At 71.1% G+C, this 23,230-nt stretch carries 23 protein-coding genes; 8 read left to right on the forward strand and 15 right to left on the reverse strand.

All coding sequences use genetic code 11. From position 1 onward, the window contains the following. Positions 1-49 precede the first annotated feature (49 nt). Positions 50-511, forward strand: a complete 462-nt coding sequence (locus ACIP79_RS22550; RefSeq protein WP_401226036.1) for a DUF3093 domain-containing protein — start codon at positions 50-52, stop codon at positions 509-511. A gap of 30 nt (positions 512-541) precedes the next feature. Here the strand turns inward: ACIP79_RS22550 and ACIP79_RS22555 are convergent, their stop codons facing one another. From ACIP79_RS22555 to ACIP79_RS22570, 4 genes are all read right to left on the reverse strand, one after another. Further along, the gene (locus ACIP79_RS22555; RefSeq protein WP_401226038.1) at positions 542-1,477 is read right to left on the reverse strand and encodes a hypothetical protein; all 936 of its coding nucleotides are present in this window, start codon (positions 1,475-1,477) and stop codon (positions 542-544) included. 13 nt (positions 1,478-1,490) lie between these two features. Beyond that, the gene (locus ACIP79_RS22560; RefSeq protein ID WP_003997302.1) at positions 1,491-1,787 is read right to left on the reverse strand and encodes a DUF4193 domain-containing protein; all 297 of its coding nucleotides are present in this window, start codon (positions 1,785-1,787) and stop codon (positions 1,491-1,493) included. 392 nt (positions 1,788-2,179) lie between these two features. Continuing rightward, positions 2,180-3,421 carry a sensor histidine kinase gene (locus ACIP79_RS22565; protein WP_401226041.1) on the reverse strand — a complete coding sequence of 414 codons (1,242 nt, stop codon included), beginning with the start codon at positions 3,419-3,421 and terminating at the stop codon, positions 2,180-2,182. Positions 3,422-3,427: 6 nt separating this feature from the next. Further along, entirely contained in the window at positions 3,428-4,081 is a 654-nt protein-coding gene (locus tag ACIP79_RS22570; protein WP_383682063.1) for a response regulator transcription factor, read from the reverse strand. Positions 4,082-4,474: 393 nt separating this feature from the next. Between ACIP79_RS22570 and ACIP79_RS22575 the strand changes: the two genes are divergently transcribed. Then, entirely contained in the window at positions 4,475-4,648 is a 174-nt protein-coding gene (locus ACIP79_RS22575; RefSeq protein ID WP_401226043.1) for a hypothetical protein, read from the forward strand. 217 nt (positions 4,649-4,865) lie between these two features. Here ACIP79_RS22575 and ACIP79_RS22580 read toward each other — a convergent pair whose 3' ends face one another. Next, entirely contained in the window at positions 4,866-5,681 is an 816-nt protein-coding gene (locus ACIP79_RS22580) for an inositol monophosphatase family protein (protein WP_383682065.1), read from the reverse strand. 8 nt (positions 5,682-5,689) lie between these two features. Further along, positions 5,690-6,817 carry a ferrochelatase gene (locus ACIP79_RS22585; RefSeq protein ID WP_401226045.1) on the reverse strand — a complete coding sequence of 376 codons (1,128 nt, stop codon included), beginning with the start codon at positions 6,815-6,817 and terminating at the stop codon, positions 5,690-5,692. 175 nt (positions 6,818-6,992) lie between these two features. Here ACIP79_RS22585 and ACIP79_RS22590 point away from each other — a divergent pair, with 175 nt between their 5' ends. Next, positions 6,993-8,231, forward strand: coding sequence for an MFS transporter (locus ACIP79_RS22590; protein WP_401226047.1), 1,239 nt, complete (start codon positions 6,993-6,995; stop codon positions 8,229-8,231). Next, positions 8,191-9,510 (forward strand): D-arabinono-1,4-lactone oxidase, encoded by a 1,320-nt coding sequence (locus tag ACIP79_RS22595; protein ID WP_401226049.1) that lies wholly within the window; start codon positions 8,191-8,193, stop codon positions 9,508-9,510. The genes ACIP79_RS22590 and ACIP79_RS22595 overlap by 41 nt, the downstream gene beginning before the upstream one ends. Here ACIP79_RS22595 and ACIP79_RS22600 read toward each other — a convergent pair. Then, a complete protein-coding gene (locus ACIP79_RS22600; RefSeq protein ID WP_401226052.1) occupies positions 9,434-10,219 on the reverse strand; it encodes a hypothetical protein in 786 nt (261 codons plus the stop codon). The genes ACIP79_RS22595 and ACIP79_RS22600 overlap by 77 nt on opposite strands. A 490-nt stretch (positions 10,220-10,709) precedes the next feature. On the opposite strand from ACIP79_RS22600, the gene sepH reads away from it, so the two are divergent. Next, positions 10,710-11,768, forward strand: coding sequence for a septation protein SepH (gene sepH, locus ACIP79_RS22605; RefSeq protein ID WP_401226053.1), 1,059 nt, complete (start codon positions 10,710-10,712; stop codon positions 11,766-11,768). 51 nt (positions 11,769-11,819) lie between these two features. Here sepH and ACIP79_RS22610 read toward each other — a convergent pair whose 3' ends face one another. After that, positions 11,820-12,647 carry a sulfurtransferase gene (locus ACIP79_RS22610; protein ID WP_401226056.1) on the reverse strand — a complete coding sequence of 276 codons (828 nt, stop codon included), beginning with the start codon at positions 12,645-12,647 and terminating at the stop codon, positions 11,820-11,822. 323 nt (positions 12,648-12,970) lie between these two features. On the opposite strand from ACIP79_RS22610, the gene ACIP79_RS22615 reads away from it, so the two are divergent. After that, positions 12,971-13,774, forward strand: a complete 804-nt coding sequence (locus ACIP79_RS22615) for a VOC family protein (RefSeq protein WP_401226058.1) — start codon at positions 12,971-12,973, stop codon at positions 13,772-13,774. Between the two features lie 72 nt (positions 13,775-13,846). On the opposite strand, the gene ACIP79_RS22620 is transcribed toward ACIP79_RS22615, so the two are convergent. Then, positions 13,847-14,317 carry a hypothetical protein gene (locus tag ACIP79_RS22620; protein WP_401226061.1) on the reverse strand — a complete coding sequence of 157 codons (471 nt, stop codon included), beginning with the start codon at positions 14,315-14,317 and terminating at the stop codon, positions 13,847-13,849. 158 nt (positions 14,318-14,475) lie between these two features. Between ACIP79_RS22620 and ACIP79_RS22625 the strand changes: the two genes are divergently transcribed. Further along, positions 14,476-15,306 (forward strand): aldo/keto reductase, encoded by an 831-nt coding sequence (locus tag ACIP79_RS22625; RefSeq protein ID WP_401226063.1) that lies wholly within the window; start codon positions 14,476-14,478, stop codon positions 15,304-15,306. A 26-nt stretch (positions 15,307-15,332) separates the two neighbouring features. Here the strand turns inward: ACIP79_RS22625 and ACIP79_RS22630 are convergent, their stop codons facing one another. From ACIP79_RS22630 to ACIP79_RS22650, 5 genes are all read right to left on the reverse strand, one after another. Continuing rightward, entirely contained in the window at positions 15,333-16,190 is an 858-nt protein-coding gene (locus ACIP79_RS22630; RefSeq protein ID WP_401226065.1) for a DMT family transporter, read from the reverse strand. A gap of 100 nt (positions 16,191-16,290) precedes the next feature. Continuing rightward, a complete protein-coding gene (locus ACIP79_RS22635) occupies positions 16,291-16,938 on the reverse strand; it encodes a thymidine kinase (RefSeq protein WP_401226068.1) in 648 nt (215 codons plus the stop codon). Positions 16,939-16,977: 39 nt separating this feature from the next. Continuing rightward, on the reverse strand, positions 16,978-18,219 hold the full coding sequence (locus tag ACIP79_RS22640; RefSeq protein WP_401226070.1) for an alkaline phosphatase family protein: 1,242 nt from the start codon (positions 18,217-18,219) through the stop codon (positions 16,978-16,980). After that, entirely contained in the window at positions 18,219-18,806 is a 588-nt protein-coding gene (locus ACIP79_RS22645) for a DUF5998 family protein (protein ID WP_383682083.1), read from the reverse strand. The genes ACIP79_RS22640 and ACIP79_RS22645 overlap by 1 nt, the downstream gene beginning before the upstream one ends. Positions 18,807-18,906: 100 nt before the next feature. Next, a complete protein-coding gene (locus tag ACIP79_RS22650; protein ID WP_401226073.1) occupies positions 18,907-21,738 on the reverse strand; it encodes a GNAT family N-acetyltransferase in 2,832 nt (943 codons plus the stop codon). A gap of 263 nt (positions 21,739-22,001) precedes the next feature. Between ACIP79_RS22650 and ACIP79_RS22655 the strand changes: the two genes are divergently transcribed. Beyond that, positions 22,002-22,283 (forward strand): HPr family phosphocarrier protein, encoded by a 282-nt coding sequence (locus tag ACIP79_RS22655; protein WP_401226075.1) that lies wholly within the window; start codon positions 22,002-22,004, stop codon positions 22,281-22,283. A gap of 138 nt (positions 22,284-22,421) precedes the next feature. On the opposite strand, the gene ACIP79_RS22660 is transcribed toward ACIP79_RS22655, so the two are convergent. Then, positions 22,422-23,117: a GntR family transcriptional regulator gene (locus tag ACIP79_RS22660; RefSeq protein WP_401226078.1), complete on the reverse strand. Its 696-nt coding sequence runs from the start codon at positions 23,115-23,117 to the stop codon at positions 22,422-22,424. Positions 23,118-23,230 lie beyond the last annotated feature (113 nt).

Below are 23,230 nucleotides of genomic sequence, written 5' to 3' on the forward strand. Positions count from 1 at the left end.
CCTTACCCGCGCGTCAGGGCAACGTACGCCCCGTGCCAAGCTTGACCGCATGCAGCCCTCAGCCTCGCCGTACGAAGAACGCCTCAACGCGCCCCGAACGTGGTGGCTGGTCTGCTTCCTGGTGGGGGTCTCGATGGCCCTGATCTTCCTCCCGTTCGGCGCGCTGCCGCTGCTGGGGGGCCTGGTCGGGGGCACCGCCGTGGCGGCGGTCGTGACGAGTTCGTACGGCTCCGTCCGCATCCGGATCGTCGGCGACTCCCTGATCGCGGGCGACGCGAAGATCCCGGTCGCGGCGCTCGGCGACGCCGAGATCCTCGACCGGGAGGAGGCGCGCGCCTGGCGCACGTTCAAGGCCGACACCCGCGCCTTCATGCTCCTGCGCGCCTACATCCCCACCGCCCTGCGCGTCGAGGTCACCGACCCGCAGGACCCGACGCCGTACCTGTACCTGTCGACCCGGGAGCCGGAGCGCCTGGCGGCGGCGCTGGTGGCCGCCCGCGCGGCGGCGTAGGAACCGGATCCCCGGGCCCCGGGGACGGGTTCAGCTCCCGAGCTCCTTGGGAAGGTCTCCCATCGGCAGGGGGTCGGCGGGCCGGTCCAGCGGGGGCAGCTCCGGCAGCGCCTCCCACGGCACCTGGGACTTCCGCAGGTCCTTGCGGATGTGCTCCGCGAGGCGTCTGGTGTCTCGGCGGTTCATGACCGCTCCGACCGCCGCACCGACCATGAACGGCATCAGGTTGGGCAGGTCCCGGACCATGCGCTTCATGATCTGCTGGCGCAGCTGGCGCTTCATCGGGCCGCCCAGCGCGGCGTTGAGCGTCGCCACCTTCGTGACGTCGATACCGCGCTCGGTGGACCAGGAGTTCAGATAGCCGGTGCTGCGCTGCGTCAGGTTGCCGGGCGGCCGGGCGCCGTAGACCTCGTGGAGTTCGGCGATCAGCTTCAGCTCGATCGCGGCGACGCCGGTGATCTCGGCGGCGATCTCGGTCGGCATCGCGGGCGGCACGGGAAGCATCGCAGCCGCGCCGATGCCGGCGCCCACCGCGGACGTCGCGTTGGCCGCGCCCGTGACGAGTTTGTCGGCGAGCTCCTCCGGAGTGAGACCGGGGAACTGCCGACGGAGGGTCGCGAGGTCCCGTACGGGGATACGCGGAGCTATGTCGATGATGCGGTCGGCGAGGTAGGACAGACCTGCCCTGGCCCTGCTGCCGCCCTTGCGGACGCCCTCCCTGACTCCGTCACGGACGGCGGCCGCACGGCGTTTGCCCGCGGGCGCCTCGGTGCCCGCGGGCACCAGTTCGCCGGCGGGCGCGGAAGCCCCTGCCGGCGTCGTGGCGGGCGCCGGGTCGAGCGAGGCTGATCCTGGTCCGGAAGAGCCCCGCTCGTCGTCACGCACGCCTTCAGAGCCGTCTGACGGCCCTTCGTCCGCTCCCCGTCCGGGGAAGCGGCGCTTCCAGGGAGGGGTCGAGCCAGTCACGGCCGACCCCGCCTCAGTCGCAGTCGCGGCAGATCGGCTGGCCGTTCTTCTCCCGGGCCAGCTGACTGCGGTGGTGCACCAGGAAGCAGCTCATGCAAGTGAACTCGTCCTGCTGCTTGGGAAGGACCCGGACGGCCAGCTCTTCGTTCGAGAGGTCCGCGCCGGGCAGTTCGAGGCCTTCTGCCGCTTCGAACTCATCCACGTCTACAGACGACGTCGACTTGTCGTTCCGACGGGCCTTCAGTTCTTCAAGGCTGTCGGAATCGACGTCGTCGTCGGTCTTGCGTGGGGTGTCGTAATCCGTTGCCATGTCGCTCTCCCCCTCTGGGTGTCTGCGGTGTCTCAGCGCACGTAACGCGTGAGAGGCCGGACTTGTGCCCGACCCGAGGCGGAGATTTTGCCTCACATCAAGGTCTGTTACTCAATCGACACCCAACCGGACTCTTCAAGAGTGATCGGCTTGGATGGCGATGCGGACCGTACACGGTCCGAAGGCCGCACTTCAAAGGCGTCCCACCGTGTACTTCCCGTGATCTCGACCCCCGAAAACCCGGATTTTCCCGGCTTTCCGACAGTCTTCTTGATCACGGAGAGTGGATGGCCGGAATTTCGCCCTTGTGATCGATCACACACGAGCCTCCCGGACGTATGCCCAGGAAATTCCGCGCAAAGCGAACATCCTCGCGTGTCGGCGACATGGTCTCAGATCGAAAGGGTGACTCGCATCACGAGCCCACCTCCTTCCCGCGGCTGAGCGACGATATGCCCCCCGTGCGCGCGGGCGACCGACCGGGCGATGGACAGGCCGAGGCCCACGCCCTTGTCGCTGCCCGTGCGCTCCGTACGCAGCCGCCGGAAGGGTTCGAAAAGATTGTCGACCTCGTACGCGGGAACGACCGGCCCGGTGTTCGACACGACCAGGACCGCCTGACCGTGCTGGACCTCCGTCGTGACCTCGACCCAGCCGTCCTCCGGCACGTTGTACCTCACGGCGTTCTGGACGAGGTTCAGGGCGATCCGCTCAAGGAGCACGCCGTTGCCCTGGACGACCGCCGGGGCGCGCTCACCGCGCATCCGCACGCCCTTGGCGTCCGCCTCGGCGCGCACCTGGTCGACGGCCTGTGAGGCGACCTCGGCGAGGTCCACGGGCTTGCGCTCGACGATCTGGTTGTCGCTGCGGGCGAGCAGCAGCAGGCCTTCGACGAGCTGCTCGCTGCGCTCGTTGGTGGCGAGCAGGGTCTTTCCGAGCTGTTGCAGTTCCGTCGGCGCCCCGGGGTCGGAGAGGTGCACCTCGAGGAGCGTGCGGTTGATCGCCAGCGGCGTCCGCAGCTCGTGCGAGGCGTTGCCCACGAAGCGCTGCTGCGCGGTGAAGGCCCGCTGGAGCCGCTCCAGCATGTCGTCGAAGGTGTCGGCCAGCTCCTTCAACTCGTCGTCCGGGCCGTCCAGTTCGATCCGGCGCGAGAGGTCCGAGCCCGCCACCGCGCGCGCGGTGCGGGTGATCCGGCCGAGCGGCGCGAGCACCCGGCCCGCCATCGCGTAGCCGAAGGCGAAGGCGATGATCGCGAGGCCGAGCAGGGCGAGCAGCGAGCGGCTGAGCAGGTCGTCCAGGGCGTGCTGGCGCTGTTCGTTGACGCAGGCGTTCATCGCGCTGTTGAGCTCGGTCGCCGTGGGCTGCGAGGGGAAGTTGCAGGACTGGCTGCTCACTCCTCCGGAGACGATCCTGAAGGGCAGGTCGCTGCCCACGTTCAGCGCCTGCGCGGCGAGCAGGTAGATGATCGACAGCAGCAGGATGCCGGCGATCAGGAACATGCCGCCGTACAGGAGCGTCAGCCGTATCCGGATGGTGGGCCGCAGCCACGGGAACGGCGGTTCCACCCTTCTCGGGTCCCACGTGGGCTTCGGAGGCGCCGTGGGGGGCGCGGGGGGCGCGGGGGTCGACGGCACGGTGGATCAGATCCGGTAGCCGGAGCCGGGCACGGTGACGATCACGGGGGGTTCGCCGAGCTTGCGGCGCAGGGTCATGACCGTGACCCGCACGACGTTGGTGAACGGGTCCGTGTTCTCGTCCCAGGCCTTCTCCAGGAGCTGCTCCGCGGAGACCACGGCGCCCTCGCTGCGCAGCAGCACCTCCAGGACGGCGAACTCCTTGGGCGCGAGCTGGACTTCCTTGCCGTCGCGGAAGACCTCGCGGCGGTTGGGGTCGAGCTTGATGCCGGCCCGCTCCAGGACGGGCGGCAGCGGCAGGCTCGTACGGCGTCCGAGGGCACGCACGCGTGCCGTCAGCTCGCTGAAGGCGAACGGCTTGGGCAGGTAGTCGTCGGCGCCGATCTCCAGGCCCTCGACGCGGTCGCTGACGTCGCCGGACGCGGTGAGCATCAGCACGCGTGTGGGCATGCCGAGCTCGACGACCCTGCGGCAGACGTCGTCGCCGTGCACGAGGGGGAGGTCCCGGTCCAGGACGACCACGTCGTAGTCGTTGACCCCGATGCGCTCCAGGGCGGCCGCGCCGTCGTACACGACGTCGACGGCCATGGCCTCCCGGCGCAGCCCGGTGGCCACCGCATCGGCGAGCAGCTGCTCGTCCTCGACGACGAGTACGCGCACGTCGCTTGTCCTTCCGCTGTCCGCTCGCGCGGCGCCTGGTCGGCGCGCGCGGGCAGGGTCCTGTCGTGGGGTAAGACCTCCATCCTGCCCTTTTCGGCCATAAGTCGGCTGTAAGGCGGGTGAGAGCCCCCGGGAATGCCAGATTTTCTCGTGCGGTTGAGGTTTCCACGGAAGGGAGCGGGGGGACGACAGCTTTACACCCCGCGATCACGCTCTGCTTGTGGCAAGCCACCTTGTGGTACGTCAATCCGCTTTCCGCAGAGTGGGCGTGGGTGTCCGGCACCGTCGCCGCCCAGCCGGGCAGCGCTGGGCACCCCTTGGAGACGTGATCGCCCCTTCCGAACGGCACACCCCCGTGCCACCGACCCACGACCCAGGACGAGGGGGCGCAGCATGGACGCTTTCACCGCAGGACTTCTGCAGCGCATAAGGGCTACCGAAACGGACCTGACGCGGGCTCGCGAGACAGGCGACGACTTCCTCGCGGAGGTCGAGCAGGCCGAGCTCGACGACCTGCACCGCCTCGCCGCCGAGCACGGCGTGGAGGTCGGCGCGGCCCGCGTCTGACCGGCTTCTCCAGCTTTTCCAGGCTCTTCGAATCTTCAGTTCTTCGTCAGATCTTCCCGATCCGCCAGATCCGCCAGATCTGGCGTCCCGATCTTTTCGTCTCGCGCTTCTTTTTCATCCAGGTTCTTCATTCGTACGAGAGCGGGCCCCGGCATCGATCCAGTGCCGGGGCCCCGCTTCGTTCCCGCCCGCCGGGCGCGTGCTGTCGTCCGCGCCGTCAGTCGTGCCAGGCGCCGAACTCCTCCAGGAGCCGCTGGAGGGGCTCGAAGACGCCCGGTGAGGCCGCCACCGCCAGATCGCCTCCGGGGCGCTCTCCGGGGCGCCCACCGGTCAGGGCGCCCGCCTCACGGGCGATCAGGTCACCCGCGGCGAGGTCCCAGGGGTGCAGTCCGCGCTCGTAGTAGCCGTCGAGGCGGCCCGCGGCGACGTCGCACAGGTCGACGGCCGCCGAGCCGGAGCGCCGGATGTCGCGGAGCAGCGGGATCAGCCGCTGGGCGACGTCGGCCTGGTGGATCTTGACCTCGGTCACGTAGTTGAAGCCGGTGGAGACCAGTGCCTGGTCCAGGTCCGGCGAGGGGCGGCAGGTCAGCCGGCGCTCCCCCACCCAGGCTCCGGTGGCCCGGGCGCCACGGCCGCGTACCGCGTGGTAGGTCTCGCCGCGCATCGGCGCCGCGACGACTCCTACGACGGTCTCGCCGTTCTGCTCGGCGGCGATGGACACGGCCCAGGTCGGCAGGCCGTACAGGTAGTTGACCGTGCCGTCGAGCGGGTCGATGATCCAGCGGATCCCGCTGGTGCCCTCCGTGGAGGCGCCCTCCTCGCCCAGGAAACCGTCGGCGGGGCGGTGCTGGGTGATCAGGTCGGTGATCAGCTTCTCGGCGGCGATGTCCATCTCGGTGACGACGTCGATCGGGCTGGACTTGGTCGCGGCGACCGTGAGGTCCGCCGGTCGTCCGTCCCGCAGCAGCTCACCGGCGCTTCGGGCGGCCTGGTGGGCGAGCTGGAGCAGTTCGGTGTGCAGGGGCTCGATCACGGGGCTCCTCAGGCGTACGGACTGTCGGCGCCCGCGGCGGCGGGCTTGGGGGCGCGGGCCGGGCAGCAGCCCACCGGGCACAGGTCGTGACTCGCGCCGAGAACACCCAGGGCGCAGGGTGTCACCTGCCGGCCGCTCTCGGTCGCGGCGCGCTCCAGAACGAGCTCACGGATCGCCGCGGCGAACCGAGGGTCGGCGCCCACCGTGGCCGAGCGGCGCACCGGCAGACCGAACTCGGCCGCCTTGGCCGTGGCCTCGGTGTCGAGGTCGTACAGGACCTCCATGTGGTCCGAGACGAACCCGATGGGCGCCATCACGACGGCCGGGACGCCGGCGCCGTGCAGCTCCTCCAGGTGGTCGCAGATGTCGGGCTCCAGCCACGGGATGTGCGGGGCTCCCGAGCGCGACTGGTAGACGAGCTGCCAGGGGTGCTCGATGCCGGTCTCCTCGCGGACGGCGTCGACGATCAGCCGGGCGACGTCCAGGTGCTGCCTGACGTACGCGCCGCCGTCGCCGTGGCCCTCGACCGGTCCCGAGGTGTCGGCCGCGGTGTCCGGGATGGAGTGCGTGGTGAAGGCGAGGTGCGCGCCCTCGCGGACGTCCTCGGGGAGGTCGGCCAGGGACTTCAGGACGCTCTCGGTCATGGGACCCACGAAACCGGGGTGGTTGAAGTAGTGCCGCAGCTTGTCGATCTTCGGCGGTTCCAGCCCCTCGGCCTCCAGGGTCGCCAGCGCCCCGGCGAGGTCCTCGCGGTACTGGCGGCAGCCCGAGTACGAGGCGTACGCGCTGGTGGCGAGGACGAGGACACGGCGCCGGCCCTCGGCGACCAGCTCGCGCAGGGTGTCGGTCAGGTACGGCGCCCAGTTGCGGTTGCCCCAGTGGACGGGCAGGTCCAGGCCGTGCTCGGCGAAGTCCTTGCGGAGTGCGTCGAGCAGGGCGCGGTTCTGGTCGTTGATGGGGCTGACCCCGTCGAACAGGAAGTAGTGCTGACCCACCTCTTTGAGCCGCTCCTTGGGGATGCCGCGTCCCCTGGTCACGTTCTCCAGGAACGGAACCACGTCGTCCGGGCCTTCCGGGCCGCCGAACGAGAGCAGGAGCAGGGCGTCGTAGGGGCGGGCATCGAGCTCATCTGGCATGCCTTCGATCCTGCCATCCGTCACTGACATGCGGACAACGGCCACGTGACGAGTGGTACGGGGCGTGCGTTGGTGTCACCTCACCCGTAAGCTGTATCGGCCAGATTCACGCCTTACCGGAATCCAGGCCCCCGCGGTGACCGGGCGGCCGAGCCGAGCCGACCGGAGTTCCCCCTTGCCCAGCCCGTACCGCGCCCTGTTCGCCGCCCCAGGCTCCAAGGGCTTCGCCGCCGCGGGCTTCCTGGGCCGGATGCCCCTGTCGATGATGGGCATCGGTGTGGTGACGATGATCTCCCAGCTCACCGGGCGGTACGGGCTCGCGGGGGCGCTCTCCGCGACGATGGCGCTGGCCGCCGCGGCGATGGGGCCGCAGGTGTCCCGGCTGGTGGACCGGCACGGACAACGGCGGGTGCTGCGTCCGGTGACCCTGTTCGCGCTGGCGGCGGCCGCCGGGCTGCTCCTCGCGGCGAAGTTCGAGTGGCCGGACTGGGTGCTCTTCGTCTGCTCCGCCGGCATCGGCTGCGTGCCGAGCATGGGCGCGATGGTCAGGGCCCGCTGGGCGGCCCTCTACGCCGGTACCCCGCAGCTGCACACCGCGTACTCCTTCGAGTCCGTGGTGGACGAGATCTGCTTCATCTTCGGACCGATCATCTCCATCGGCCTGTCCACGGTGTGGTTCCCGGAGGCCGGGCCGCTGCTCGCCGCGTGCTTCCTCGCCGTCGGCGTCTTCTGGCTGACGGCCCAGCGCGGCACCGAGCCCGCGCCGCATCCGCGCGCGCACCACACCGGCGGTTCGGCGATGGCCGCTGTCGGACTCCAGGTCCTGGTGGCCACTTTCGTGGCGACCGGAGCGATCTTCGGGGCGGTGGACGTGGTGACGGTGGCCTTCGCGGAGGAGCAGGGTCACAAGGCCGCCGCGAGTATCGTCCTGGCGATCTACGCGGCCGGTTCCTGCGCGGCGGGTGCCGTCTTCGGACTGCTGCACTTCAAGGGGGCACCGGAACGTCGGTGGCTGCTGGGCATATGTGCGATGGCCGTGAGTATGATCCCCCTCCTACTGGTCGGAAACCTGCCGTTTCTGGCCGTGACGCTGTTCGTCGCGGGCCTCTCCATCGCTCCCACGATGATCACCACGATGTCCCTCATCGAACAGCACGTACCACGCGCGAAGCTGACCGAGGGCATGACCTGGGTCAGCACCGGACTGGCGGTCGGGGTCGCGCTCGGTTCCTCCGTGGCCGGCTGGGTGATCGATGCCGCCGGCGCGAAAGCCGGGTACTGGGTTCCGGCGGTTTCCGGGGCCGTCGCGGTCGCGGTCGGTTTCCTCGGGTATCGCCGGCTGAACAGGCCGGTTCCGCATCGGGGAGGGACCCATGAGCAGCACAGCGAACGGGAAGAGCGGAACGTGGCGTAACTGGGCGGGCACGGTCACCGCGCGCCCGGCACGAGAGGTCACTCCCGCCTCCGTGGAGGAGCTCTCCGCGGCCGTGCGCAGCGCCGCCGAGGACGGTCTGAGGGTGAAGGCCGTCGGCACCGGGCACTCCTTCACGGCGGTCGCCGCGACGGACGGTGTGTTGATCCGCCCTCAACTGTTGACCGGGATCCGCCGGATCGACCGCGATGCCGGCACCGTCACCGTGGAGGCGGGCACCCCGCTCAAGCGTCTCAACCTCGCCCTCGCCCGCGAGGGACTGTCGCTCACCAACATGGGCGACATCATGGAGCAGACGGTTTCCGGCGCGACCAGTACCGGAACGCACGGCACCGGGCGGGACTCCGCCTCGATCGCCGCCCAGATCAAGGGCCTTGAGCTGGTCACCGCCGACGGCTCGGTCCTCAGCTGCTCCGAGACGGAGAACCCGGAGGTCTTCGCCGCCGCCCGGATCGGCATCGGCGCCCTGGGGATCATCACCGCGATCACCTTCTCCGTGGAGCCCGTCTTTCTGCTCACGGCCCGCGAGGAGCCGATGACCTTCGACAAGGTCACCGCGGACTTCGACGAACTCTTCACCGAGAACGAGCACTTCGAGTTCTACTGGTTCCCGCACACCGGCAACTGCAACACCAAGCGGAACAACCGCAGCGCGGGACCCGAGAAGCCCGTCGGGCGGATCAGCGGCTGGATCGAGGACGAGTTCCTCTCCAACGGCGCCTTCCAGGCGGCCAATCTGCTCGGCCGTGCCGTGCCCGCCACCATCCCGGCGATCGCGAAGTTCTCCAGCCGCGCGCTGTCCGCTCGGACCTACACCGACATCCCGTACAAGGTCTTCACCTCTCCGCGCCGGGTGCGTTTCGTGGAGATGGAGTACGCCGTTCCGCGCGAGGCGCTCGTCGAGACGCTGCGTGAGCTGAAGACGATGGTCGACCGGTCGGCCCTGCGGGTCAGCTTCCCCGTGGAGGTGCGCACGGCGCCCGCCGACGACATCACGCTCTCCACGGCGTCGGAACGGGAGACCGCGTACATCGCCGTCCACCTGTTCAAGGGCACTCCCTACCAGGCGTACTTCACAGCCGCCGAGCGGATCCTCACCGCGCACGAGGGCCGGCCGCACTGGGGCAAGGTGCACACGCGCGACGCGGACTACTTCGCCGAGGTCTATCCGCGCTTCGGCGAGTTCACGGCGCTGAGGGATCGGCTGGACCCGGATCGGCGCTTTGGGAACGACTACTTGCGGAGGGTGCTGGGCTCGTAGCGGTCCCGCTGGGAGTGGGGGTGGGGTTCCCGCCCTCATCCTCGCCGCTCTCCGCGGCCTCCGACGTGGCGCTGGAACTCGGCGTCGGGGTGGGCGTCGTGGCGCTCTCACCGTCCTGGGCGGCGCCGCTGCCGTCGTCTCCGGACGGCTCGGCGGACGAGGGGTCCTGCGACGGCGTCGCACCGGAAGACGACGGCGCATCGGGCTCAGGCGTCGAGTCGGAGCCGCTCCCCTTGAGGGCGTCGCCCACCGTCGTGGCCTTCCCGTCGCCGCTGAAGCTGCGGCCCGACACGAGTTCGTACGTGGTGATGCCCGCCATGGTGACCCCGAAGACGAGCGCCGCCGCGACCAGCGGGCGCTTCCAGCTCCTGACCCGCGCGCGGTAGACGGTCCCCTCCGTGAACTCCCCGACGGCCGCCACCTGCTGGGACTTCGGCCTGGCCTGCACCTTGACGTCGCGGACGTCGCGTATCTGCTCGCCGGTGCGCTTGAAGAAGTGCTGGAAGACCGTGCCGCCGCAGGTGGCGACCACACTGACCAGTCCCGCGCCCAGCATCGTTCCGTAGACCCCGAAGTAGGAAGCGAGTTTGGCGGCCACCACCGCGGCCACCGCGCTGCCCGCCACTTGCGGGACGCTCAGATCCAGACGTTTCCCGCCGACCTCCTCCTGGACACCCGACTCCGCACCGATATCCGGCTTTTCACGCATTTCCGGACCTTGCCTGCCTTTCCCGTACTTGATCGGCTTGACCCGATGGATCGTCTGACCGCACAAGAGGGGGACGTACCGGCGAAGTGATTAGTTCCGTTTGCGGTGATTACGTGAAGTGCGCCACTTTCCATGGTCACGGAAACCGTCCGGAAGTCGGCCAACTACCACCCCCCACCGGAAGTTGGGTGGCGTGCCGATCCACGCAAGTGGCCCGAATGGAGTACTGTTGCCAGCCCTGGGTCCGGACTCCCGCCAGGGTGTCCGGGGCCTTGCAGGACCGCCGGGAGGGGGCTCGTTGCACAGGGTGATGGAGTTCGTCACTTAGCGTTGCGAATAGGTAACCGTGCCATAACGGCGATCCCGGGCCTGTGCCCGACACGCCGGGCAACTGGGCAAGGTTGTGGCAGGCTGCACCCGGGCAGGCCACACTCGACTAGCGGAAGCAGCGACGCACGTGACGTCGGCAGGCACCACCCGGGAGGTCCCCATGCCGGAACTGCGTGTCGTGGCCGTCTCTAACGACGGCACACGGCTGGTGCTGAAGGCTGCGGACAGCACGGAGTACACGCTTCCGATTGACGAGCGTCTGCGCGCCGCTGTACGCGGCGACCGTCCCCGCCTCGGCCAGATCGAGATCGAGGTGGAGAGTCATCTCCGCCCCCGAGACATCCAGGCACGTATACGTGCCGGCGCCTCCGCCGAAGAGGTCGCCTCGCTCGCCGGGATCCCCGTCGACCGGGTGCGCCGCTTCGAGGGGCCCGTCCTCGCCGAGCGCGCCTTCATGGCCGAGCGCGCCAGGAAGACCCCCGTCCGCCGCCCCGGTGAGAACGCCGGACCCCAGCTCGGCGAAGCCGTGCAGGAGCGGCTGACGCTGCGCGGCGCCGAGAAGGAAACCGCCCAGTGGGACTCGTGGCGTCGTGACGACGGCACCTGGGAAGTACTGCTGGTCTACCGGGTCGCGGGTGAGCCGCACTCGGCGAGCTGGACGTACGACCCGCCGCGGCGGCTCGTCCAGGCCGTCGACGACGAGGCGCGCTCGCTGATCGGCGAGTCCGACGACCTCTCGGCGGCCGCGGAACCGAGCTTCCCGTTCGTGCCGCGCATCGCGCGGCTCCCCCGGGACCGGCCGCTGGACCGCGCCCTGGACCGGCAGATGGAGCGGCCGGGCCTGCCCGCGCCCTCCGCCGAACCGGTCGAGGAGTCCGAGCGGGACTCGCTCACCAGCCTCCTGGAGGCGGTGCCGAGCTTCCGGGGCGACATGGTGGTCCCCGAGCGGCCCTCCGCCACGGAGCGGCCCGATCCGGAGGAGCCCGTCCTCGAACCGGAGCCCGAGGAGGAGGAGCCCCCGGCTCCCGCGGCCTCCGCCGGTGCCGGTTCCGCCTACGCGGACGTCCTCATGCCCCGCTCGGTCGGCAGCCACCGCGACCGGCTCGTCGGCTCGACCGACCGCCAGGCCGAGGCCGACGGCGTCCGCCCGGGGCGCCGCGCGGCGGTCCCGAGCTGGGACGAGATCGTGTTCGGCACGCGGCGGAAGAAGCAGGACTGATCAGTCGTACGACGACGGGGCCCGCGCCGACCTGGCGCGGGCCCCTCGCCGTCACTGGGGGTCGGCTCCCACCGCGACCGGCCTGCTCCCGCCCCTGGTCCACTCCGACCAGGAACCCGCGTACAGGGCCGCCGGAATGCCCGCGACGGCGAGCGCCAGAACCTCGTGGGCTCCGGACACGCCCGAACCGCAGTAGACGCCGACCTCGGAAGTACCGGTCGCGCCAAGGGACTTGAAGCGGTCGGCGAGTTCGGCGGCGGGCAGGAACCGTCCGTCCTCCGTGACGTTCTCGGTGGTCGGGGCGGAGAGGGCGCCGGGGATGTGCCCGGCCACCGGGTCGATCGGTTCGACCTCGCCGCGGTAGCGCTCGCCGGCCCGGGCGTCGAGCAGTACACCGGTACGGGCGAGCGCCGCGGCTCCGTCCGCGTCGAGCAGGGGCCGGGCACCGGGCGCCGGCACGAAGGTTCCGGCGGCGGGTGCCGGGAGCTCCGAGGACACCGGGCCGCTCCATGCGGCGAGGCCGCCGTCAAGCACGCGTACCGAGGGATGACCCGAATAGCCCAACAGCCACCACGCGCGCGCGGCGCCCCAGCCGAGGCCGCCGTCGTACACGACGACATCGCGGGCCGCCGAGACCCCGGCGGCCCGCATCGCGGCGCCGAAGACCTCGGGGTCGGGCAGCGGGTGACGGCCGCCGTCCCCCGCCGGACCAGCGAGTTCGGAATCGAGATCGACGAAAACGGCACCGGGGATGTGTGCCTTCTCGTAGTCGGAGCGCAGGCTCGGACCGCCCAACTGCCAGCGGACATCGAGGACGACGGGAGGGTTCGGTCCGGCCAGATCGCTCGCGAGCTCGGAGGCCGAGATGATGGCGTTCATGGCCACCATCCTTGCGCACGGGGTGGCCGCTTCGTCCATGTCGGGCTACTGTGCCCGCCGGGCAGGTCCGGTCACCAGGCGTACGGGACCGGGCACATGCTGTACAGCCGATGGACACCAAGTGGCAATGGTGCGGAAACGGACGGGAAACTGCACATCGGGCATCCTCCGGCCGTAGGCCGCCGAACGACGGCGCGGCCGGGACGCACGGTGCTACCGGTGGTGCGAACATCGGCACGGGGCTTACGGGTACACGACTGCGGTACGCCTGCGGGCAGGCGGAAGGTGACCGGCCACCGCGAGGGGCCGAGAAGAGAGTGACGATGACCGAGGCACGGGGGTCGGCCGGCCAGAACGGTGCGACGCACGCTCGGCACACACCCGGTACACCCTGCTGGGTGAGCCTGATGGTGCACGGGATGGCCACGACCCAGGACTTCTACGGATCGCTGTTCGGCTGGGAGTTCGAGCCGGGCCCGCATCAGCTCGGCCAGTACGTACGCGCCCTGCTCGACGGGCACGAGGTGGCGGGGATCGGGCAGTTGCCGCCCGACCGTCATCTGCCGATCGCCTGGACGCCGTACCTCGCGTCGGACGACGTGGACCTGACCGCCGAGACGGTCCGGCTCAGCGGCGGCACGGTGGGCGTCGGCCCGCTGGACGCCGCCGAGGCGGGCCGCATGGCGATCGCCTCGGACCCGACGGGCGCCGTCTTCGGCATCTGGCAGGCGTCCGCCCATCTGGGCATCGGCATCACCGGCGTGCCGGGGACGCCCGCGTGGAACGAACTGGTGACGCGCGACACCGAGAGCGTCGTCAAGTTCTACCAGGGGGTCTTCGGCTACGCACTGGAGCCGGCCGCCGCGTCCGACTTCGACTACGTCACCCTGCACCTGGACACCCGCCCGGTGGCCGGCATCCACGGCGTCGGCCACGACCTGCCCCGCGACCGCGGCCCGCACTGGATGACGTACTTCGAGACCGCGGACGTGGACGACACCGTCGCCCGGGTCACGGACCTCGGGGGACATCTCCTCAAGGCGCCCCACGACTCACCGTACGGACGCGTGGCGAAGGTGGCGGATCCGGAGGGCGCGCTGTTCTCCGTGATCCACAGCGTCAGGTGAACGCGCGGCGGACCACGGACGGATGACGGGTCCCGGCGGCCGGGCAGCCTCGGCCCCACGTCGTCGTGGTGGTCAGGGCCGCGCGCTCAGCAGCCGTCGGATGCGCGCGTACTCGGCGGCCATCGGCGGGGTGGCGAGGAAGTCGTCGAGGTCGGCGGAGACCTCGTGGTCGACCTCCTCGATCGAGCGGACGGCCAGCTCGTAGAGCTCACCGCGGAGGTTCTTCTCCAGGTAGCCCTGCCAGTGCGCGAGCGCCTGGATGGCGGTCAGGACCCCGCTGTCCAGATCGTCCTCGACCAGGATGCCGTCGTAGACGGTCGAGAGCAGACGGCCGAGTTCGGCGGCGCCGATCGTCAGGACGTTCTCGCGGGCGGTCGTGAGCGCCGCCCAGGCGTCCCCGGAGAGCTCGTCCTGATCGGCGTACCGGAGCAGCTCAGGACGCACGAGACGGATGACCGTCTCCTCACCGAAGACGCGAGCGCTCTTTTCGTCGGCCGCGACGACCAACTCGAGTATGTCCGCCTCAAGTTCGCTGTAGTTCACGACAGCAGCCTAGAGGCCGGGGCGCCGCCGTCCGCGAGGGGTGCCATATGGGTGGCCCGCTCGGATCCCGCGCCCCGGGACCGGACGGGCACCGGTACCGGTCCCCGGCGCATCGGGATACTGCACGTACCGCACCGCATTGTGGGAAGGGACTCATCATGATCAGCATTCCCGAGCACACGCTCAACGACGGTTCGAAGATCCCAGCCCTCGGCCTGGGCACCTATCCGATGGACGACGCGCAGGCGGAGCAGGCCGTGGGCAAGGCCCTGGAGATCGGCTACCGCCTCGTCGACACGGCCACCAACTACGGCAACGAGACCGGCACCGGGCGCGGCGTCGCCCGCGCCGGCATCCCCCGCGAGGAGATCGTCGTCACGACGAAGCTGCCGGGCCGGCATCACGGGTACGAGGAGACCCTCGCCTCCTTCGAGGAGTCCCGTCGGCGTCTCGGTCTGGCGTACGTGGATCTCTATCTGATCCACTGGCCGCTCCCCCGCGTCGGCAAATACGTGGAGTCCTGGAAGGCCATGGTCAAGCTCCGCGCGGAGGGCCTCGTCCGCTCGATCGGTGTCTCGAACTTCACCCCGGCGCACATCACCCGGCTGGAGGAGGAAACCGGCGTCCTGCCCTCCGTGAACCAGGTCGAGCTGCATCCCTTCTTCCCCCAGGAGGAGCTGCGGGCCTTCCACGCCGAGAAGGGCGTTCTCACCGAGAGCTGGAGCCCGCTGGGCCGTGGCAGCGAGCTGCTGGAGACCCCCGCCGTCGTGAAGGTCGCCGAGGCGCACGGGGTGACCCCGGGGCAGGTCGTGCTCCGGTGGCACACGCAGCTCGGAGCGGTCCCCATTCCCAAGTCCGCGGACCCCGGCCGCCAGCGCCAGAACCTCGACATCTTCGGATTCGAGCTGACGCCCGCCGAGATGGCCGCCGTCGCCGACCACCCCTCGCGGCGTATCGGCGGAGACCCCGAGGTGCACGAGGAGTTCTGATCGCGGGCCGTCCGGGAGGTGAGCGGCTACCCCGTGACCTCGCGGAGGTGCGGCACGACGCGGGTCAGCCGCACCACGCCCCACACGATGACCGCGGCTCCGACCGCCTCGGGGAGCAGCCACCACCCGGTACGGACCGTCTCCCCGAAGAGGGTGATGCCCAGCAGCAGGCTGACTGTCGCGTCGCCGATGGTCAGCGCGGGCTGCGAGGCCGCCAGCGCGCCGGCCTGCAACGCGTTCTCAAGCAGCAGGACGGCGGTGACGCCGGTCAGCGCGAATCCGTAGGTCTGCCATGTGCTGAGGAAGGCGGTGAAGCCGTCGTCGGCGAGTGTGCCCGTGGCCGACTTCAGCAGCGCGGCGGTCAGCGCGTTGCCGACGGCGGAGGCCGATCCCAGCATCGCGGCCCGGAACAGCGGCGGTCGCCCCGGCCGGGCCACGGCGACGAGTACGCCCATCGCTCCCAGGCACAGCACCAGCGCCGGGATCCACCTCGCCATGGAGGCCTGGTCGCGTGCCCCCGAGGGAGCGGCCGAGCCGAGGACCAGGGCGAGGCCGAGGACCACACCCGCGACCGCCCACCAGCCCGCGCTCGGCAGCCGCCTGTGCAGCAGCGGAATGGCGATCAGCAGGGCCAGCGGGAGTTCCAGGATGAACAGGGGCTGCACCAGTGCCATCGGCCCGTTCACCAGGGCCAGGGCCTGGAAGACCGCGGCGGCGGCGACCCCGGCGATCCCGATCAGCCATGCCGGGCGCCGGGCCAGCTCCAGCATCAGGCGCAGTCCGCCGCCGCGCGTCACGGTGGACGCGGCCTTCCGCTGAAAGGCGGTACCGGCCGCGTTGCTGGCGGCTCCCAGGACAGCGAACAGCACGGCCAGGACGATCACTCCTCCACCATGCCCGCAAAACGGACACCCGGCCTTCCGGGACGTGCCGCCCGGCGCTCACACGCGCCCGCTTCCGGTCCGCCGTGGAGGATCCGGGCTCTCAGGCCGACGTCATCGGCAGTACGTCCGGGGAGAGGGCGCCCGCGTGGGAGGTGGCGGCCGTCATCCGGCGGCGGTGGTGGCGACGGCACAGCACCTCGTAGCCGATGTCGTCCGCCTGGTTGACGTCGCCGACGACCACCTGGGCGCCCTCGACGACCATCTCGCCGCCTATGGTGCGGGCGTTGTGCGTGGCGCGCGCGCCGCACCAGCACAGGGCCTCGACCTGGAGGACCTCGACCCGGTCCGCCAGCTCGACCAGTCGCTGGGAGCCGGGGAAGAGCTTGGAGCGGAAGTCGGTCGTGATGCCGAAGGCGAAGACGTCGACGTCCAGGTCGTCCACCACCCGCGCCAGTTGGTCGATCTGCTCGGGGGCCAGGAACTGTGCCTCGTCGGCGATCACATAGTCCGCCCGGCCGCCCTGGGAGAGGTGATCGACGAGATACGCGTACAGATCCTGCTCGTCGGCCACCTCCACCGCGTCCGTGACCAGGCCCAGGCGTGAGGAGAGCTTGCCCTCGCCCGCGCGGTCGTCACGCGTGAAGATCATGCCCTGGAGGCCCCGCGCCGAACGGTTGTGCTCGATCTGGAGGGCCAGCGTCGACTTCCCGCAGTCCATCGTTCCGGAGAAGAACACCAGCTCGGGCATGGGGAGTCGAGCACCTTTCGGGCAACGGGACAGAGGGGGTCAGGAACGTACTTGGAGGAGCGGGACGTGCTGCTCCGCCGGGGTCATCGAGCCGTGGTTGCCGACCATGGCCGACTCCTTCGGCTCCCGCTCGGACGCGATGATCAGGACGTCGTCGCGGGCCGCGGCGACGACGTCGCCGATCCGGGCGTACACCCGTTCGTCGATGTGCGGGCCGAACCAGCCGGCCGCGATCGCCTCGTCCCGGGAGGCCACCCAGAACTGCTCGCCGAGCACCTCGCGCCAGCAGGTCAGGACGTCCGCCTCGGCGCCCTTGACGGCGTAGACGTGCCGGGCGCGGCCCTCGCCGCCGAGCAGGGCGACTCCGGCGCGCAGCTCCCAGTCCTCGTCGAAGTCGACGCGGTGCTGTTCGCCGAAGGGGATGTCGACCATGCCGTGGTCGGCGGTGACGTACAGGGCGGCGCGCGGCGGGAGTTGCTCCGCGAGGCGCTGGACCAGGCGGTCGACGTACATCAGCTGGCCGCGCCAGGGGTCCGAGTCGACGCCGAAGCGGTGGCCCTTGCCGTCCACCTCCGCGTAGTACGTGTAGACCAGGGAGCGGTCGCCCGCCGCGAGTTGGGCGGCGGCGAGGTCCACCCGGTCCTCGCCGGTCAGCCGTCCGTGGAAGGTGCCGCCGCTGAGCGCGATCTTCGTCAGCGGGGTGTTCTGGAAAGCGGGCGCCGAGACCTGGGCGGTGTGCACGCCGGCCGCGTCGGCCAGCTGGAAGACCGTGGGGTACGGCTGCCAGGCGCGCGGGTCCGTCCACGGCTGCCAGCGCAGCTGGTTCATCAGCTCGCCGGTCCTGGGGTCGCGCACGGTGTAGCCGGGCAGGCCGTGCGCGCCGGGCGGCAGGCCGGTGCCGACGGAGGCGAGCGAGGTCGCGGTGGTCGCCGGATAGCCCGCGGTGATCGGGCGGCCGGTGCCTCCGCGCGAGGACGCCAGGAGCGACGTCATGAACGGGGCCTCGTCGGGGTGCGCCTTCAGCTGCTCCCAGCCGAGACCGTCGATCAGGAAGACGCAGTTCCGGTCGGCCGCGGTCAGCTCCGGTATGGCGGCGGTCATGCCGGGTACGGCCATGCCCGCGGCGAGGGTGGGGAGCAGATCGGCGAGCGACCCGACGCCGTACTCGGGGACGGGCGCGGAGTCGAGGGCCAGGGGCTCCGGATGGTCCCAGGCGGAACCCGGTGTCGCGGGCACGGGGTGCCCCCGGTCATGAGCGGCGGAGGGGGAGGGGTGGGACATCAGCGCGCGACGTCCGCGGTCGCCTCGGAGAGGGCCTGCGCGAAGGCCAGGGCCTGGCGCACCGTCTCCGGGCCGTCCCCGGCCTCGCTGACCCGCAGGCTCAGGTCGTCCGCCGTCGAGTTGCCCGTGTAGCCGTGGTCCGCCTCGCAGTTGGGGTCGCCGCAGGCGGCGGGCTCCAGGTCGATGCGGGAGACGGCGCCCCAGCCGATGGTGAGGACGACCTCGCGGGGGAGCGTGCCCGGCGCGTACGACTCGGGGTTGGCGACGACCCGGCTGAGGACCACGGACGAGATACGGCCGAGCTTCACGGACTCCGTCGACGTCGTGGCGTACGGCGTCGGTGAGGTGGTGTCCTCGGCCTGCTCGTCGGTGTGGCTCACGATGAACCGGTTGCCCGTGAGAACGAGCACCGTGACGTGCCGACGCACCTCGTTGGTGTCGAACGTCGTCTCCTGATGAACCAGGTACGACCGGATGGTGTCGCCGCCGATCGCGGCCTCCACCGCCTCGGCCACGAGGGCCGGGTAGTAGCCGCTGCGCTCGATCGCCGCTCGCAGCCCCTGGGTCGTCGTACTGGTCTTGGCCATGATGTCCATCTTACGGGGGCCCACTGACTGCGAGGCACCGCTCGCGCGGGGTGCGCCGGGTGGAGATCCGGATCCGCGTACCGGGGGCCGGTGGCGGAGGTCAGTAGACGGGAAGCGTCCGCGGGCCGAGGTCGTCCCGGACGGGCGCGCGGTCCAGGCGGACGGTGGCGCCGAGCGCGCTCAGCCCGTGCGGGGCGACGACCACGGGTTCCAGGGAGACGGCGACGACCTCCGGGTGGTCGTCGACCAGTCGCGACAGGCGCAGCATCAGCTCTTCGAGGGCCGCCGTGTCGACCGGGGCTGAGCCGCGCCAGCCGAAGAGGAGCGGTGCGGTCCGGATCGACCGGACCAGCGAGCCCGCGTCCCGGTCGGTGACCGGGATCAGCCGGTGCGCGGTGTCTCCGAGCAGCTCCGAGGCGGCCCCGGCGAGCCCGAAGGAGAGCACTGCTCCGGCCGCCGGGTCGATGACGGCCCGTACGACCGTGTCGACCCCGCGCGGAGCCATCGCCTGGACGACCGGGCGCAGTTCCACCGGCTTCCCGAACAGCTCGGTCAACTCCCCGTACGCCCGCCGCAGTTGCTCCTCGTCCGCCAGGTCGAGCCGGACGCCGCCCAGGTCGGCGCGGTGGCGCAGGTGTGGGGCGGTGGTCTTGAGGGCCACCGGATAGCCGAGGTCGCTCGCGGCTCGCGCCGCCTCGTCAGGTGTCGGCGCGGGCAGGGCGGGGCGTACGTCGATGCCGTACCGCCCGAGCAGTTCCCGGGCGTCCTCGGCGGTGAGGGTCAGCCCCTCGGCGCCCTCCACGCGCGCGAGGAGGGCGTCGATCTGCTCGGCGGCGCCCTTCTCGTCCACGTCCTCGTACTCGGGCACCCTGCCCGGTTCGGACGCGTCCCGCCGCCACTGGGCGTACTTCACGGCTTCGGCGAGGGCCCGGACGGCGCGCTCGGCGGCGGGGTAGGCGGGGATGAGGCGGGAGTCGGAGCCGTCCGTGTCGGTGGTGGGCGGGCGTTCCGCGGGGCTGAGGGGCTCGGCGCCGTCGGCGGCGCCGGGTGCCGGGGCGGCTGCCCGGGGTGCGGTGCTCGCGGCGGCGGACAGCGCCTCGGCGAGGCCGCCGAGTTCGACGTGCACCACCAGCACCGGCTTGGCCGGGGCCGAGGCGGTGGCCGCGCGCAGCGCCTCCGCCAGGGCCGCGTCCTCGACGGAGGTCTCGCCCACCGCGGGGATGGCGGTCACGACGACGGCGTCGCAGCCGTCGTCGGCGAGGGCGCCCGTCAGCGCGCGGCGGAAGTCGTCCGCCGACGCGCTGGTCGTGAGGTCAGCCGGCGGCGACGGCTGAAGGCCTTCGGCCAGGCACGCGTCGTAGGTGAGCAGGCCCAGCGACTCCGAGTTCCCGAGGATCGCCACCCGGGGTCCGGCCGGGAGTGGCTGACGTGCCAGCAGCAGCCCGGCGTCCACCAGTTCGGTGATCGTGTCCACCCGGATCACCCCGGCCTGCCGCAGCAGCGCGGACACCGTGGCGTGCGGCAGCCGGGTGGCCCGTACGGCATGGCCCTGGGGAGCGGCGGCGTGCCGGGCCCCCTGCACCACCACCAGCGGTTTCGCCGCCGCCGTCCGGCGGGCGAGCCGGGTGAACTTGCGCGGGTTGCCGATGGATTCGAGGTACATCAGGGCGACGTCGGTGTCCGGATCGTCGTACCAGTACTGAAGGACGTCGTTGCCCGACACGTCCGCGCGGTTCCCGGAGGAGACGAAGGTCGACACGCCGGTCACACCGGTGACTCCGCCGCCGCGCCTGTGCAGCCGGGAGAGCAGGGCGATACCGATCGCGCCCGACTGGGCGAACAGGCCTATCCGTCCGGGCCGCGGCATCTCGGGCGCGAGCGAGGCGTTGAGCCGCACCTCGGAGGAGGTGTTGATGACCCCGAAGGCGTTGGGGCCGATGATGCGCATGCCGTACGTACGGGCCTGGCGGACGAGTTCGCGCTGACGCTCGCGCCCGTCGGGGCCGCTTTCAGCGTACCCCGCGGTCACGACCACGAGTCCCTGCACGCCGTGCTCACCGCATTCGGCGACGACCTCGGGGACGTGGGGCGCGGGGACGGCGACGACCGCGAGGTCGACCGGCTCGTCGATGTCGCCGATGGAGCGGTAGGCGGGGACGCCGTCGAGCTCGCTCTCCTGGGCCGCCCTGTTCACGGCGTACAGGCGGCCCGTGAAACCGGCGTCCCGGAGGTTGGTGAGGACGCTGCGGCCCACGCCGCCCGGGGCGCGGCCCGCGCCGATGACGGCGACCGAGCCGGGCGCGAGCAGCCGGTGGACGGACCGGGCCTCCGCGCGCTGTTCACGCGCGCGCTGCACGGCGAGCGAACGGTCGGTGGGTTCGAGGTCGAACTCCAGGCGTACGACGCCGTCCTCGAAGTGCCTCGTCTGCTGGTAGCCGGCGTCCGTGAAAACCTTGATCATCTTGCTGTTGGCCGGGAGCACCTCGGCGGCGAACCGGCGGATGTCCCGCTCCCGGGCCACGGCCGCGATGTGTTCGAGGAGCGCGGAGGCGACGCCCCGGCCCTGGTGGGCGTCCTGGACGAGGAACGCGACCTCGGCCTCGTCGGCGGGGGCGGAGGCGGGCCTGCCGTCGGCGTTGATCCGGTCGTACCGCACGGTGGCGATGAACTCGCCGCCCACCGTGGCCGCGAGCCCCACCCGGTCAACGAAGTCGTGGTGGGTGAAGCGGTGGACGTCCTTGGCGGACAGGCGCGGGTAGGGCGCGAAGAAGCGGTAGTACTTCGACTCGTCGGAGACCTGTTCGTAGAAGCTGACCAGGCGCTCTGCGTCGTCCACGGTGATGGGCCTGACGCGTGCGGTGCCGCCGTCGCGCAGCACCACGTCCGCCTCCCAGTGGGAGGGGTACTCGTGCCGGTCCGGCGAGGTCTGCATGGGCCCCAGAGTACGGCTCGCGTACGACAACGGCGCGAGGCAGTCTTAGGGGAACCGAAGCCGGATCCGGGCTGGGTTCGGGGTCGGTGCAGGGCCGAGTTCGGAGTCGGGTCCGGGATCCGGGGTCGGGTCCGGGACGGGAGCAAAGAGTCGGCAGCCGGAGCGGGAGCAAGGGTTTTGTCACCCTCTGGCCCGCTCCGGGCACGCTTGACGATATGGGACACTGGTCTAGACAACCTGCGACACCTGAAGGGCAGCATCACATGGCTGAGCGCCGCGTCAACGTCGGCTGGGCGGAGGGCCTTCACGCCCGCCCCGCCTCCATCTTCGTCCGGGCGGCCACGGCCTCCGGCGTCCCCGTGACGATCGCCAAGGCAGACGGGAACCCCGTGAACGCGGCCTCCATGCTCGCGGTCCTCGGCCTCGGCGCCCAGGGCGGCGAGGAGATCGTCCTCGCGTCCGACGCCGAGGGCGCGGACGTCGCCCTCGACCGTCTGGCGAAGCTGGTCTCCGAAGGGCTCGACGAGCTTCCCGAGACCGTCTGAGGTTCGCCGGTTTTCTCACCGTTCGAAAACACCGGCAAGGGCCCGCCCGAATTATCGGGTGGGCCCTTCGCATTTCCATTGTGCGGGCAGCATGAATTGTCTCCCGCGAATTACCCCTCTTTGTATACGGCGCTCGTGTTAATGCCGCAGGCCCGTCATGTTTACGGGATGTTGCGAAGTCCTCACACGGTCCTGCCGGTCCCCCGCTCCGGGAAACCGGAGCCGGTGCGCCGTCGTCGCGCGTTCGGAGTGCAGAGCGGTGATCGCCCGCGCCCGCTCACTGTCGCCGCGTGCGACGGCGTCCACGATCCCGCCGTGCTCCGCCCAGGAGTCCGCGGGATTGGCGGGCGCCTCGACCGTGTACATCCAGGCGATCTTGTGCCGCAGCTGAGCGAGTGTGGAGGTCAGCGCGGGGCTGCCGGAGGCCTGTGCGAGTGTCTCGTGGAACCAGCCGCCGAGCGAGCGCAGATCCTCGCTGTTGCCCCTCCTGGCCCGCTCCTGCCCCAGCCTGACCAGGCCTCGGAGTACCTTGAGGTGGGCCTCGGTGCGGCGCTGCGCGGCCCGCGCGGCGCCCAGCGGCTCCAGGAGCATGCGCATCTCCAGGAGGTCCGCGGCCTCCTGCTCGGACGGCTCCGCGACGCACGCGCCCGCGTGCCGCCGGGTGAGGACGAAGCCCTCGGCCTCCAGCGTGCGCAGCGCCTCGCGCACGGGGACGCGCGAGACGCCGTAGCGACGCGCGAGCAGTTCCTCGGTGAGCCGGCTGCCGCGCTCGTAGACACCCGCGACGATGTCGTCACGGATCGCCGTGCATACCGAGTGCGCAGGAACACGCATACCGGACCTCCGCTTTAATCCCCGTGAAACGCCGTCGATTGGCGCTTGTCCAGTGACTCTATTGCAGAGACTCGGAATTTCCGATGGCGGGCCGGAATCCAGGGATATTTTTT

Origin of the sequence: Streptomyces sp. NPDC088747 (assembly GCF_044751025.1) — a bacterium.
Classification (GTDB): Bacteria; Actinomycetota; Actinomycetes; order Streptomycetales; family Streptomycetaceae; genus Streptomyces.

Excerpts from the sequence above, each read along its gene's own strand:
- ACIP79_RS22640 (WP_401226070.1), bottom strand. The coding sequence starts at position 18,219 with ATGTCCCACCCCTCCCCCTCCGCCGCTCATGACCGGGGGCACCCCGTG.
- ACIP79_RS22650 (WP_401226073.1), bottom strand. The coding sequence starts at position 21,738 with ATGCAGACCTCGCCGGACCGGCACGAGTACCCCTCCCACTGGGAGGCG.
- ACIP79_RS22585 (WP_401226045.1), bottom strand. The coding sequence starts at position 6,817 with ATGCCAGATGAGCTCGATGCCCGCCCCTACGACGCCCTGCTCCTGCTC.
- ACIP79_RS22660 (WP_401226078.1), bottom strand. The coding sequence starts at position 23,117 with ATGCGTGTTCCTGCGCACTCGGTATGCACGGCGATCCGTGACGACATC.
- ACIP79_RS22560 (WP_003997302.1), bottom strand. The coding sequence starts at position 1,787 with ATGGCAACGGATTACGACACCCCACGCAAGACCGACGACGACGTCGAT.
- ACIP79_RS22625 (WP_401226063.1), top strand. The coding sequence starts at position 14,476 with ATGATCAGCATTCCCGAGCACACGCTCAACGACGGTTCGAAGATCCCA.
- ACIP79_RS22615 (WP_401226058.1), top strand. The coding sequence starts at position 12,971 with ATGACCGAGGCACGGGGGTCGGCCGGCCAGAACGGTGCGACGCACGCT.
- ACIP79_RS22575 (WP_401226043.1), top strand. The coding sequence starts at position 4,475 with ATGGACGCTTTCACCGCAGGACTTCTGCAGCGCATAAGGGCTACCGAA.
- ACIP79_RS22595 (WP_401226049.1), top strand. The coding sequence starts at position 8,191 with ATGAGCAGCACAGCGAACGGGAAGAGCGGAACGTGGCGTAACTGGGCG.
- ACIP79_RS22600 (WP_401226052.1), bottom strand. The coding sequence starts at position 10,219 with ATGCGTGAAAAGCCGGATATCGGTGCGGAGTCGGGTGTCCAGGAGGAG.
- ACIP79_RS22655 (WP_401226075.1), top strand. The coding sequence starts at position 22,002 with ATGGCTGAGCGCCGCGTCAACGTCGGCTGGGCGGAGGGCCTTCACGCC.
- sepH (WP_401226053.1), top strand. The coding sequence starts at position 10,710 with ATGCCGGAACTGCGTGTCGTGGCCGTCTCTAACGACGGCACACGGCTG.
- ACIP79_RS22550 (WP_401226036.1), top strand. The coding sequence starts at position 50 with ATGCAGCCCTCAGCCTCGCCGTACGAAGAACGCCTCAACGCGCCCCGA.
- ACIP79_RS22645 (WP_383682083.1), bottom strand. The coding sequence starts at position 18,806 with ATGGCCAAGACCAGTACGACGACCCAGGGGCTGCGAGCGGCGATCGAG.
- ACIP79_RS22610 (WP_401226056.1), bottom strand. The coding sequence starts at position 12,647 with ATGAACGCCATCATCTCGGCCTCCGAGCTCGCGAGCGATCTGGCCGGA.
- ACIP79_RS22635 (WP_401226068.1), bottom strand. The coding sequence starts at position 16,938 with ATGCCCGAGCTGGTGTTCTTCTCCGGAACGATGGACTGCGGGAAGTCG.